Annotated in this window: 9 protein-coding genes and 1 tRNA gene; 7 read left to right on the forward strand and 3 right to left on the reverse strand. The window is 62.7% G+C overall.

Features of this window, described 5'->3' with window-relative positions:
• Positions 1–14: 14 nt before the first annotated feature.
• Both glnA and HYH07_RS27115 read right to left on the reverse strand, forming a co-directional pair.
• Positions 15–1,424: a type I glutamate--ammonia ligase gene (gene glnA / locus HYH07_RS27110; protein WP_057756260.1), complete on the reverse strand. Its 1,410-nt coding sequence runs from the start codon at positions 1,422–1,424 to the stop codon at positions 15–17.
• 153 nt (positions 1,425–1,577) lie between these two features.
• Positions 1,578–1,916 (reverse strand): P-II family nitrogen regulator, encoded by a 339-nt coding sequence (locus HYH07_RS27115; protein WP_007603495.1) that lies wholly within the window; start codon positions 1,914–1,916, stop codon positions 1,578–1,580.
• 377 nt (positions 1,917–2,293) lie between these two features.
• On the opposite strand from HYH07_RS27115, the gene HYH07_RS27120 reads away from it, so the two are divergent.
• Positions 2,294–3,793 (forward strand): NAD(P)H-hydrate dehydratase, encoded by a 1,500-nt coding sequence (locus HYH07_RS27120; RefSeq protein ID WP_220005355.1) that lies wholly within the window; start codon positions 2,294–2,296, stop codon positions 3,791–3,793.
• A gap of 4 nt (positions 3,794–3,797) precedes the next feature.
• Here the strand turns inward: HYH07_RS27120 and HYH07_RS27125 are convergent, their stop codons facing one another.
• Entirely contained in the window at positions 3,798–5,114 is a 1,317-nt protein-coding gene (locus tag HYH07_RS27125; RefSeq protein WP_220005356.1) for a multicopper oxidase domain-containing protein, read from the reverse strand.
• A gap of 153 nt (positions 5,115–5,267) precedes the next feature.
• Here HYH07_RS27125 and HYH07_RS27130 point away from each other — a divergent pair.
• From HYH07_RS27130 to HYH07_RS27155, 6 genes are all read left to right on the forward strand, one after another.
• A tRNA-Leu gene (locus HYH07_RS27130) sits at positions 5,268–5,352 on the forward strand.
• Positions 5,353–5,535: 183 nt separating this feature from the next.
• Positions 5,536–6,894 carry a trigger factor gene (tig, locus tag HYH07_RS27135; RefSeq protein WP_220005357.1) on the forward strand — a complete coding sequence of 453 codons (1,359 nt, stop codon included), beginning with the start codon at positions 5,536–5,538 and terminating at the stop codon, positions 6,892–6,894.
• A 316-nt stretch (positions 6,895–7,210) separates the two neighbouring features.
• Positions 7,211–7,846, forward strand: a complete 636-nt coding sequence (locus HYH07_RS27140; RefSeq protein WP_128926031.1) for an ATP-dependent Clp protease proteolytic subunit — start codon at positions 7,211–7,213, stop codon at positions 7,844–7,846.
• A 448-nt stretch (positions 7,847–8,294) separates the two neighbouring features.
• Positions 8,295–9,566 carry an ATP-dependent Clp protease ATP-binding subunit ClpX gene (clpX, locus tag HYH07_RS27145; protein ID WP_018642420.1) on the forward strand — a complete coding sequence of 424 codons (1,272 nt, stop codon included), beginning with the start codon at positions 8,295–8,297 and terminating at the stop codon, positions 9,564–9,566.
• A 323-nt stretch (positions 9,567–9,889) separates the two neighbouring features.
• On the forward strand, positions 9,890–12,313 hold the full coding sequence (lon, locus tag HYH07_RS27150; protein ID WP_220005358.1) for an endopeptidase La: 2,424 nt from the start codon (positions 9,890–9,892) through the stop codon (positions 12,311–12,313).
• A 71-nt stretch (positions 12,314–12,384) separates the two neighbouring features.
• Positions 12,385–12,789 (forward strand): GFA family protein, encoded by a 405-nt coding sequence (locus tag HYH07_RS27155; protein WP_220005364.1) that lies wholly within the window; start codon positions 12,385–12,387, stop codon positions 12,787–12,789.
• Positions 12,790–12,982: the final 193 nt, after the last annotated feature.

The raw sequence follows: 12,982 nt of genomic DNA on the forward strand, positions 1-12,982 counted from the left end.
TGATCTCGAGCCGCTCAGCCCGAATAGTACATCTCGAATTCGACCGGGTGCGGGGTCATCTCGAAGCGGGCGACTTCGGTCATCTTCAGTTCGATGTAAGCGTCGATGAAGTCGTCGTCGAACACGCCGCCGTTCTTGAGGAAGCCGCGGTCCTTGTCGAGGTTTTCCAGCGCCTCGCGGAGCGAGCCGCACACGGTCGGGATCGCCTTCAGCTCTTCCTTCGGCAGATCGTAAAGGTCCTTGTCCATTGCCGGGCCCGGATCGAGCTTGTTCTTTACGCCGTCGAGGCCGGCCATCAGCATTGCGGCGAAGCCGAGATAGGGATTGGCGAGCGGATCGGGGAAGCGCACCTCGACGCGCTTGGCCTTCGGCGAAGCGGTGTAGGGGATGCGGCAGGAGGCCGAGCGGTTGCGCGCGGAATAGGCGAGCAGCACCGGCGCCTCATAGCCCGGGACCAGACGTTTGTAGGAGTTGGTCGTCGGGTTGGTGAAGGCGTTGATCGCCTTGGCGTGCTTGATGATGCCTGCGATGTAGGACAGGCAGGTCTCCGACAGGTCGGAGTACTTGTTGCCCGCGAACACCGGCTTGCCGTCCTTCCAGATCGACTGGTGCACGTGCATGCCCGAGCCGTTGTCGCCATAGACCGGCTTCGGCATGAAGGTGGCGGTCTTGCCGTAGATGTGCGCGACCTGATGGATGCAGTATTTGTAGATCTGCAGATGGTCGGCCATCAGCGTCAGCGTGTCGAACTTCATGCCGAGCTCGTGCTGGGCCGAGGCAACCTCGTGGTGATGCTTCTCGACCTTCACGCCCATCTTGGCCATGGCACCCAGCATCTCCGAGCGCATGTCCTGCACGGAATCCTGTGGCGGCACCGGGAAGTAGCCCATCTTGGTGCGGATGCGGTGGCCGAGATTGCCGCCTTCATATTCGGTGTCGGAGTTGGTCGGGAACTCCGAGGAATCGAGCCGGAAACCGGTCTTGTAGGGATCGGACGAATAGCGCACGTCGTCGAACACGAAGAACTCGGCTTCGGGACCAACGAACACGGTGTCGCCCACGCCCATCGACTTCACCATGGCCTCGGCCTTCTTGGCGATGCCGCGGGGGTCGCGGTTGTAGGGCTCGCCGGTGGTCGGCTCGAGGACGTCGCAGACGATGACCATGGTGGTCTCGGCGAAGAACGGGTCGATCGTGGCCGTGACCGGATCGGGCATCAGGCACATGTCGGACTCATTGATCGCCTTCCAGCCCGCGATCGAGGAACCGTCGAACATCACGCCCTCGGCGAACGTGTCCTCTTCGATCATGGTGACGTCGAAGGTCACGTGCTGCCACTTGCCGCGCGGATCGGTGAAGCGCAGGTCGACGTATTTGACGTCGTTGTCCTTGATCGATTTCAGGACGTCTTTGGCGGTCTTCATGCATACCCCTTTTGGCTCTGCGGGTCGGTTTCCAGATGAGCAAAATTATTCTCGCTTTCGGCGAGTTTTTGCGCGAGCGCACAAACGAAATCAGGCCGCCGAAGCAGCCTTATTTCTTGTCAGAGTGTCGCAAAATGCGAGATAGCACCCGGCTCAGATAGCGTCCAGCCCGGATTCGCCGGTTCGGATGCGGATCGCCTCTTCGATATTGGAGACGAAAATCTTGCCGTCGCCGATGCGCCCGGTTTGCGCGGCGCGGCGGATCGCGTCGATCGCGCGCTCGACCAGGTCGTCGCCGATCACGATCTCGATTTTCACCTTGGGCAGGAAATCGACGATGTACTCTGCGCCGCGATACAGCTCGGCGTGGCCCTTCTGGCGGCCAAAGCCCTTGGCCTCGGTTACGGTAATGCCCTGGAGACCAACTTCCTGAAGCGCTTCCTTCACCTCGTCGAGCTTGAATGGCTTGATGATGGCTTCGATTTTCTTCACTGCGCGCCTCCCGGCATTTCGATCAAATAGCAACGTCGTCGTCAGGATGCGCTTGTCTCACGCACGATTTGTCTTCGTCATGCCGGGACCTGACCAGCCCGGCAACAACGGCCGGCCACACCCAGAAGATGCCAGTGAGCACGACGAACCGAAGCGGCTTCCTCGAAAGCAGGGTCTATGCCAAGTTGCAAATGCCCTGGATATTGGAGCGTTATCAGCCTTTTAACGTGCATCTCTGATAGGTGGGGCCGGCCGGCTCAAAATACCGCAGGCTACGAAATAGGCAAACGGTTCAATATCTGTGCAATCATTTGTTCCGTTGGGTGTGTGGGCACAGGACGTGCCTGTTGAAAGGGCGTTTGGACCAGGGAAGTGGCATGGAAGTACTGACCAACGCTGAGATGCAGCGGGCTGACCAGCTCAGCATTACGGCAGGCACGCCCGGCTTCAAGCTGATGCTGAGCGCGGGCCAGGCGGTTGCGGAGGCCGCCAATGCGCTGGTGGAGGAGGGGCCGATCCTGATCGTCGCCGGTCCCGGCAACAATGGCGGCGACGGTTTTGTCGCAGCCGCCGAGCTCGCTGCGCAAGGGCGCGAGGTCTCGGTCATCCTGATGTGCGAGCGCGACCAGCTCCAGGCCGATGCGGCCTCGGCTGCGCGCGGCTGGAAGCATCCGGTGCTGCCGTTCAATCCGCAGGCGATCGGAAAGCCGGCGCTGATCATCGATGCACTGTTCGGCGCCGGCCTCAGCCGCCCTGTTGACGGCGAGGCGCGCGCGATGATCGAAGCCATCAACGCTAATGGCGCGCCCGTGCTTGCAGTCGATCTGCCGAGCGGCATCAACGGCACCAGCGCGGCGGTGATGGGCGTCGCGGTGAACGCGACCGAGACCGTCACCTTCTTTCGCAAGAAGCCCGCGCATCTCCTGTTGCCGGGCCGCATGCATTGCGGCCGCGTCCGCGTTGCCGATATCGGGATCGACGCGCAGGTGCTCGACGAGATCGCGCCGAAGATTTTTGAGAACGATCCGGATTTCTGGGGCGCCGCTTTCCCGGTGCCGCGTGTTGATGGCCACAAATATGCGCGCGGCCACGTGCTTGCGGTATCGGGCGATGCCGCTGCGACCGGCGCGGCACGGCTTGCTGCCCGAGGGAGCTTGCGCGCCGGCGCGGGCCTGGTGACGCTCGCGACCCCGCGCGATGCGCTTGCGATCAACGCAAGTGCGCTGACAGCCGTGATGGTTCGCCCCGTGGACACCGCGATCGAGTTCGGAGAGCTGCTTGGAGACATCAGGTACAACACGTGCATGATCGGGCCCGGCGCGGGTGTTGGCGAGCGCACCTGCGACATGGTCCACACCGCGCTCACCGCGCAGCGGCATCTGGTGCTCGACGCTGACGCGCTCACGAGCTTTGCCGCAAAGCCGGAGCGGCTATTTGAATCGATCAAGTCGTCGCAGGACACAGCCGTGGTGCTGACCCCACACGAGGGCGAGTTTCCGCGGCTGTTCTCCGATCTCAGCAACAAGACCCCGGGCCGCTCGAAGCTTGAGCGCGTGCGTGCTGCCGCTGAACGCTCCGCCGCCGTCGTGCTGCTGAAGGGCCCCGACACCACCGTCGCCGCGCCCGACGGCCGCGTCACCATCGCCGCTAACGCGCCGCCCTGGCTCGCCACCGCCGGCGCCGGCGACGTGCTCTCCGGCATCATCGCAGGGCTCCTGGCGCAGGGCGTACCGGCCTTCGAGGCCGCCAGCATCGGGGTGTGGATGCACGGTGAAGCGGCCAGCGAAGCAGGGCCGGGACTGATCGCGGAAGATCTCACCGAGACCCTGCCGGCCGTGCACCGGCGGATCTATAACGCGCTCGGGATCGAGTATTGATCTCTCACTCCACCCCGTACCAGCGCACCAGCCGCGGTGCGGACCAATCGGTCACGACGGATTCGATCGGCCAGCGCCCCGGCGAGGTCGCGGCAAAGGCAATGCGCTCGGTCTGGCCGGGCTCGATGGCGAGCGTGTCGAGCCAGTAGGGCTTCCAGCCGTCGTCGAGCTTGTCGAGCAGGCGGAAATGGTGGCCGCGCAGAGAGAATACGGTGGCGACGGGGGCCGGGTTCTTCAAGGCGAGCACGACGGTGCGGCCGGCTTGGGTGCGGAAGGCGGGGGCAGGGGCGGTGGAAAAGTCGGCTGTCCGCGCCCATCCGGTGTCGGGTGCGCCGAGCGCGACATCCAGCCGCAGGGCCCCTTTGAGGTCGAGCCTTTCGGGCAGATCGTTCGGGGGCAGCGGCCGCGGGGGCAGGAGAGGCGCCCGCCGTTCCAACCAGCCGGTGAGCGCGAGGGTCCCAATCCGGCGCGCCTCCTTGCCATTATGTAGCAGGAATTGGGCCGATCTGGTCGTATCCACAAAAGCATCGGCTCTTGCGCCGGGAGCCAGCACGAGGACGCCGTTGCGTGCCGGGAACGGTTCGGCCGGCTGGCCGTCCAGGGCCATGACCCGGACTTCGTGGCCCTCCAATTTGATCGCCAGAACAGAGCGTTGCGAGCCATTGATAAAGCGCAACCGCAGCCGCTGGTTGCCCGAGGCTGATAGTTCGAATGAAGTCTGCCCGTTGATCGTGTAGAGCGCCGTGGTGTCCTTCGGATCCTGGCCCGCCGGGACCGCGGTACCATCCGGCCGCAGGCGCCATTCCTCGATCAGCAGGACCTCGTCGCGATCAACAGTAACGAGCCCTGTCTCCTCAGCGATGATCGGAAGTGGCCGGGCGGGCTGCTTCAGTCCGTCTTCGAACAGCCGGAAGTCAGTCAGCAGGGTTCCTGCTGATGATATCGAAATCGTTGATGTTTCCGTGGTCCCTGGAGCGGTGGGGGCGCGCCCCCGCTGGGGGTCGGCTGCGGCTGCGCCGCTTAGGCCGTACCAGTCTGGCGCAAGCGGCACAGGCAGGTTGTTTTGAAACACCACTTCGCAGAGGTCGCCGCGCTTGAGATGGACGCCCCCGGTATGGCTTGCGGCAGCAAGCTCCCAGATCGCTGTAGCCGGCTGACCCGGCCTCAGATCCAGAGTTGTGGGCCTGGCTTGGAGAAGGACCTGGGCGGTCGGGAGCGGGGCCGCGCCACCGGCCATGAACCCGGCCGCCGGGGCTCCGAGCGAGGCTGCCAGCCCGGCCAAAACCTGTCGCCGATCAGGGGTAAAAATCCGCGGTTTCATGGCTCGATCCGGATCACGCGGCGCTGGATAAGTCCAGCCGTCGTACCTACTTGAAGGCTGCCTCCATCAGGCCATTTTTTTGCTGCGAACAGTCGGGCACATGCTATAAGCCCGGCCGCCCGCGGCATCGCGGCCGGTGTTGATGCAATTCACGCGGGCGTGGCGGAACTGGTAGACGCGCTGGATTTAGGTTCCAGTGACGAAAGTTGTGGGGGTTCGAGTCCCTCCGCCCGCACCAAGCGCTTATCGCGTTTGCACGGATTACTGAGGGGCCTTTGGCTCCCGTTCGGAAAGTTTTCCGTCGGGGGCTGGGCTCGATGAACCACCGGCGTTGAGGGGTTTGCCTCGCGCTGGATCGATTAATGACAGCGTCCCGACGCGGTTAGTGTGCCGGGGCCGAACGAGAAGAAGATTGGACGCCATGCAGGTCACAGAAACCCTCTCGGAAGGTTTGAAGCACGAGTTCAAGATCAGCGTTCCCGCGTCTGATCTCGACGCCAAGGCTGGCGCCAAGCTCGTCGACCTCAAGGACAAGGTACGCCTCAACGGCTTCCGTCCCGGCAAGGTGCCGGTCACTCACCTCAAGAAGGTCTATGGCCGCTCGGTGATGGCCGAGACCATCGACCAGACCATCCGCGACACCAACACCCAGCTGTTCTCCGAGCGCGGCTTCAAGCTCGCGACCGAGCCGAAGATCACGATGCCGACCGAGAAGGCCGAGGTCGAGGAGCTGCTGAACGGCAAGACCGATCTGACCTACACGGTTGCGATCGAAGTGGTGCCCGCCATTTCGCTCGCCGACTTCAAGACCTTCCAGGTCGAGAAGCCCGTCGCCGACGTGTCCGATTCGGACGTCGACGAGGCGATCAAGCGCATCGCTGACAGCAACCGCACCTATGCCGCCAAGGCCGAAGGCGAGAAGGCCGCTTCCGGCGACCGCGTCACCATCAACTTCAAAGGAACCATCAACGGCGAAGCCTTCGAGGGCGGCACCGGTGAGGGCATCCAGGTCGTGATCGGCTCCAACAGCTTCATTCCGGGCTTCGAGGAGCAGCTGATCGGCATTGGGGCGAATGAGACGCGCACGCTGAAGGTCTCGTTCCCCAAGAATTACATGAGCGAGAAGCTCGCCGGCCAGCCGGCCGAGTTCGAGACCACCGCGACGCTGATCGAAGCGCCGCAGGACATCACCATCGACGACGAGTTCGCCAAGACGCTCGGCCTGGAATCGCTGGACAAGCTGAAGGAAGCTGCGCGCGAGCGCCTGGCTGCCGAGTTCGCCGGTGCGACGCGCCAGCGCGTCAAGCGTGCGCTGCTCGATCGTCTCGATGAGGCGCATCGCTTCGAGGCGCCGTCCTCGCTCGTCGAGGAGGAGTTCAACCTGATGTGGAACTCGGTCAAGGCCGAGATGGATTCCGCCGGCAAGACTTTCGCCGACGAGAACACCACTGAAGAGGCGGCCAAGGAAGAGTACCGCAAGATCGCCGACCGCCGTGTCCGTCTCGGCCTCGTGCTCTCTGAGATCGGCGAGAAGAACAAGATTACCGTCACCGACGACGAAGTCGGCCGCGCGGTGATCGAGCGTGCGCGCCAGATGCCGGGCCGCGAGAAGGAAGTCTGGGACTTCTATCGCAACAATGCCCAGGCCTTGGCCCAGCTTCGCGCACCGATCTATGAGGACAAGGTCGTCGATTTCATCCTCGAGCTTGCCAACGTGACCGAGAAGAAGGTCTCGCGCGAGGACCTGTACAAGGACGACGAGGAAAAGACTGCAGTCTGAAGGCTTTGACGCAGTTTTCTATTAAGGATGATCAGCGAACGGGCCCAGCTAGCCAGATGGCCGGCTGGGCCTTTTTGCGAGAATCAGCTTCAAGTGCCGCAACGGGCTCGGTGGATTAAGCCTTAATTCGCGCCGCACTTGTCTGCCGCGAATTGCGCTATATCTGTCGGTACCTACGCGTTCTACCTCTACCAACTTCCTGCATCACGGGACGTCCATCGGCCTTCAGGCACATCCAGTCCGACCGGCAGCCAAGACGGCAGCCAAGACTGCAGCCAGGACTGGCGATGTCCGCCTCTAAAACCCTAGGTGACTCATGCGCGATCCGGTTGAAACCTACATGAACCTCGTGCCCATGGTGGTCGAGCAGACCAACCGTGGCGAGCGCGCCTACGACATTTTCTCGCGCCTGTTGAAAGAGCGCATCATCTTCGTCACGGGACCGGTCGAGGACGGCATGTCGACGCTGATCGTCGCGCAGCTGTTGTTCCTTGAGGCGGAAAATCCGAAGAAGGAAATCTCGATGTACATCAACTCGCCGGGCGGCGTGGTGACATCGGGCCTTGCGATCTACGACACCATGCAGTTCATCCGCCCGCCGGTCTCGACGCTGTGCACTGGCCAGGCGGCTTCGATGGGTTCCCTGCTGCTCGCCGCCGGCGAGAAGGACATGCGCTTCTCGCTGCCGAACGCGCGCATCATGGTTCACCAGCCCTCCGGCGGCTTCCAGGGCCAGGCTACCGACATCATGCTGCACGCGCAGGAAATCCTGAACCTGAAGAAGCGGCTCAACGAGATCTACGTGAAGCACACGGGCCAGACCTACAAGTCGATCGAGGATGCGCTGGAACGCGACAAGTTCCTGACCGCGAACGACGCCAAGGAGTTCGGTCTGGTCGACAAGGTCATCGACAAGCGCGCCGAAGAGGCCGCGCCTGCAAAGGCCCCGTAGCAGGACTGGGACTGCGAGAGCGATCGCCGCAATCAGCGGGGATCGTCAGCACCGCGTTCATGTCGGGAACGCGTTCGCGAGGGCGCAAAAAGCCGTTTTGCGCCCTGCGACAAGCCGAAAGTTCCGCTTTCGTGCTCGTTTTTTCGTGGTAATCCAGCAACGTCGGGGTGATTTCGGTCACTTCGCCCGTGCCAAGACCTGAAATCACGGTATTGTAACGGGTAGCCGGCGCCCCCCGATTAGCGAATTCTTGATAGTCGGGTGACAGCATGGTTGGCTACGATTGATCGGCTATGATCGCGGAGAATCGAGTGACCCTGATTCGCACGGGATGTAACGCGTAGGGTCTTTTTTGGTACGGAATTTGCTCTATTTGAATCCCTTACCCGCCAACGTTTCGGGATGGGACGATCGAGCGGACGGGATCGAACGGCGGACGGAGACATGAATGAGTAAGGTCGGCACGAGCGACTCCAAGAACACGCTATATTGCTCGTTCTGCGGCAAGAGCCAGCACGAAGTCCGCAAACTGATCGCGGGTCCCACGGTCTTCATCTGCGACGAGTGCGTCGAGCTCTGCATGGACATCATCCGCGAGGAGAACAAGTCCTCGCTGGTCAAGTCGCGCGACGGCATTCCGACGCCGAAGGAAATCTGCAAGGTCCTCGACGACTACGTCATCGGCCAGAGCCATGCGAAGAAGGTCCTCTCGGTCGCGGTGCACAATCACTACAAGCGCCTCAACCACCAGACCAAGCACAACGACGTCGAGCTCGCGAAGTCGAACATCCTGCTGATCGGTCCGACCGGCTCGGGCAAGACGCTGCTCGCGCAGACGCTCGCCCGCATCCTGGACGTGCCGTTCACCATGGCGGATGCGACCACGCTGACCGAAGCCGGCTATGTCGGTGAGGACGTCGAGAACATCATCCTGAAGCTGCTCCAGGCTGCCGACTACAATGTCGAGCGCGCTCAGCGCGGCATCGTCTACATCGACGAAATCGACAAGATCAGTCGCAAGTCCGACAATCCCTCGATCACGCGCGACGTGTCGGGTGAGGGCGTGCAGCAGGCGCTGCTGAAGATCATGGAAGGCACGGTGGCTTCGGTCCCGCCCCAGGGCGGCCGCAAGCATCCGCAGCAGGAATTCCTGCAGGTGGATACCACCAACATCCTGTTCATCTGCGGCGGTGCGTTCGCCGGCCTCGAGAAGATCATCTCGGCGCGCGGTCGGTCGACCTCGATCGGTTTTGCCGCCCAGGTGATGGCGCCGGAAGATCGCCGGACCGGCGAGATCTTCCGTCACGTCGAGCCAGAGGATCTCTTGAAGTACGGCCTCATCCCCGAATTCGTCGGTCGTTTGCCGGTCGTGGCGACGCTCGAGGATCTGGACGAGACCTCGCTGAAGAAGATCCTCACCGAGCCGAAGAACGCGCTGGTGAAACAGTACCAGCGGCTGTTCGAGATGGAGAACATCGAGCTGACCTTCGCCGACGAGGCGCTTGGCGCGGTTGCCCGCAAGGCGATCGAACGCAAGACCGGCGCGCGTGGTCTGCGTTCGATCCTGGAAGCCATCCTGCTCGAGACCATGTTCGACCTGCCGGGCCTGGAAGGTGTGGAAGAAGTCGTGATTTCCCGCGAAGTTGTGGAAGGCACGGCGCGTCCGCTCTACATCTACGCCGATCGGACCGATCGCGCGGTCGAGAACGCCAGCGCCTGATTCCTCGGCGCTGGAACGCTTCCTGCCGTCCTTGATAGTAGCGGCTGCGGACATCTCCTCCGCAGCCGGAATTGCGTCGCTTGCTCGTTGCGTAAGCGCCTGATGGCGCGTGTTTTTCAATGACTTGACACCCCCCCGGTCGATAGCCACCTAATGTCCGCGGCGAGCGAGAATTCTGTTCAAGATTCGCCTCAGTTTCGATCCGGCAAGCCCGGTCCAACCTCAGAAGGGTAGACCGGTTTTGCGGATCATCTCGGCACCTTGTGGCGGTTGCGCACCAGATGCGGGCTGCGTGCGAGGGGGCAAAGCAAAAGGAAAAGGCCATGACTAATCCAAAACCCCGGCCAACCATCGTCCATGGCGAGACGCACGCCTATCCCGTGTTGCCGCTGCGCGATATCGTCGTCTTCCCGCACATGATCGTTCCGCTCTTCGTCGGTCGCGAGAAGTCGATCCGCGCGCTCGAAGAGGTGATGAAGAACGATGCGCTGATCATGCTCGCGACGCAGAAAAACGCGTCCGACGATGATCCGGCGCCCGATGCCATTTACGAGACCGGTACGCTTGCCAGCGTGCTGCAGCTCTTGAAGCTCCCTGATGGCACCGTGAAGGTGCTGGTCGAGGGGCTCGAGCGTGCACGCGTGTCAAAATACACCGATCGCGCCGACTATTATGAGGCCTCCGCCGTTGCGCTCGCCGACACCGATGCGAAGTCGGTCGAGGCGGAGGCGCTGGCGCGCTCCGTCGTGTCCGACTTCGAGAGCTATGTGAAGCTCAACAAGAAGATCTCGGCGGAGGTCGTCGGCGTCGTGCAGGCGATCACCGATTTCGCCAAGCTCGCCGACACCGTTGCCTCGCATCTTGCGGTCAAGATCGCGGATCGGCAGGGCATCCTGGAGACGCTGTCCGTCACCACGCGCCTGGAGAAGGTGCTGGGCCTGATGGAGAGCGAGATCTCTGTGCTGCAGGTCGAGAAGCGCATCCGCTCACGCGTCAAGCGCCAGATGGAGAAGACCCAGCGCGAGTATTATCTCAACGAGCAGATGAAGGCGATCCAGAAGGAGCTCGGCGACGACGACGGTCGCGACGAGCTCGCCGATCTCGAAGAGAAGATCGCCAAGACCAAGCTCTCCAAGGAAGCCCGCGACAAGGCGCAGCATGAATTGAAGAAGCTGCGCCAGATGTCGCCGATGTCCGCGGAAGCGACCGTCGTGCGCAATTATCTGGATTGGCTTCTGTCGATCCCGTGGAACAAGAAGTCCAAGGTGAAGAAGGACCTGGAGCAGGCGCAGGCCATCCTGGACTCCGATCACTACGGTCTCGAGAAGGTCAAGGAACGTATCGTCGAGTATCTCGCGGTGCAGTCGCGCGCCAACAAGCTGACCGGACCGATCCTGTGCCTCGTCGGACCTCCCGGTGTCGGCAAGACCTCGCTCGGCAAGTCGATCGCGAAGGCGACGGGGCGCGAGTTCGTGCGCGTGTCGCTCGGCGGCGTGCGCGACGAGGCCGAGATCCGCGGTCACCGGCGCACCTATATCGGCTCGATGCCCGGCAAGATCATCCAGTCGATGCGGAAGGCGAAGTCGTCCAATCCGCTGTTTCTGCTGGACGAGATCGACAAGATGGGCGCCGACTTCCGCGGCGATCCGTCCTCGGCCTTGCTCGAGGTGCTCGACCCCGAGCAGAACGGGACGTTTGCCGACCACTATCTGGAGGTCGACTACGATCTGTCGAACGTCATGTTCATCACGACCGCGAATACGCTCAATATTCCCGGCCCGCTGATGGATCGCATGGAGATCATCCGGATCGCAGGCTACACCGAGAACGAGAAGGTCGAGATCGCGCGCAAGCACCTGATCCCGAACGCGGTGTCCAAGCATGGCCTGGACTCCAAGGAATTCTCGATCGACGACGATGCGTTGCTGCTTCTGATCCGGCGCTACACCCGCGAAGCGGGCGTGCGCAATCTGGAGCGTGAGCTCTCCACACTCGCCCGCAAGGCGGTGAAGGAGCTGATGATCTCCAAGAAGAAGTCGGTCAAGGTCACCGAGAAGACCCTGGAAGAGTTGCTCGGCGTGCCGAAGTACCGCTTCGGCGAGATTGAGAGCGAGGCGCAGGTCGGTATCGTGACGGGCCTGGCGTGGACCGATGTCGGCGGCGAGCTTTTAACCATCGAAGGCGTCATGATGCCCGGCAAGGGCAAGATGACGGTCACCGGCAACTTGCGCGACGTCATGAAGGAATCGATCTCGGCGGCGGCATCCTATGTCCGCTCGCGGGCGATCAACTACGGCGTCGAGCCGCCGCTGTTCGACCGGCGCGACATCCACGTGCACGTGCCCGAGGGTGCGACGCCGAAGGACGGTCCATCGGCGGGCGTGGCCATGGCCACCGCGATCATCTCGGTCATGACCGGCATCCCGGTCCGCCACGATGTCGCGATGACCGGCGAGATCACGCTGCGCGGTCGCGTGCTGCCGATCGGCGGCCTGAAGGAGAAGCTGCTGGCTGCGGCCCGCGGCGGCATCAAGACGGTGCTGATCCCCGAGGACAACGCCAAGGATCTCACGGAGATTTCCGATGCGATCAAGGGCGGCATGGAGATCATCCCGGTCTCGCGTCTCGACGACGTCATCGCCAAGGCGCTGGTGAAGAAGCCTGTGCCGATCGTCTGGGAAGAGGATACCAAGGTGACCGTGAAGCCCGACGGGGATGAGGCCGCCGGCGGCCTGACCGCTCACTGAGATCGCAGCTTCAAAAACATGATAAAACGGCGCCTTCGGGCGCCGTTTTTATTTTCGGGAAGGGGATGGTGATGCAGGTCGACGGGCAGTGCCACTGCGGCAAGATCAGCTATGAGGCCGAGATCGATCCCGAGGCAGTGTCAGTCTGCCACTGCCGCGACTGCCAGACCCTCACGGGCTCGCCGTTCCGGGTGACAGCCATCTGCACCGCTGCTGACGTCAAGCTCACCAGCGGCACGCCCAAGGTCTACGGAAAGCGCGGTGACAATGGACGGATGCGCTTCCAGCACTTCTGTGCCGACTGCGGTTCCCCGCTGTTCACCAGCGGGGAGGGCGAGGAGGCCGACGATTGGGGCATCCGCTGGGGCTCGATCCGCCAGCGCGACAAATTGCGCCCCGTCAGGCAGATCTGGTGCCGGTCGGCTGCGGTGTGGATCGACGCGGTGCCACTGCTGCCGGGGAGGCCGGGGGATTGAGGGGCTGGCGTGCCGAGCCGTAGCGTAGCCTGCGGCCCAAAGCCCGCCTTCGCCCAACGGCTTCAGCGCGGCAGCCTTCCCTCACTTCTCGTCAATGAAGTTTCTGGCTGGCCTGCCCAGCCGAAGCTCGCGAAGCGAGTGAGCGGCCCGAGACATAGGTGACAAAATGTACCGGACACATGGGTTACACTTT

The organism is Bradyrhizobium sp. BR 10261, assembly GCF_019455395.1.
Classification (GTDB): Bacteria; Pseudomonadota; Alphaproteobacteria; order Rhizobiales; family Xanthobacteraceae; genus Bradyrhizobium; species Bradyrhizobium manausense.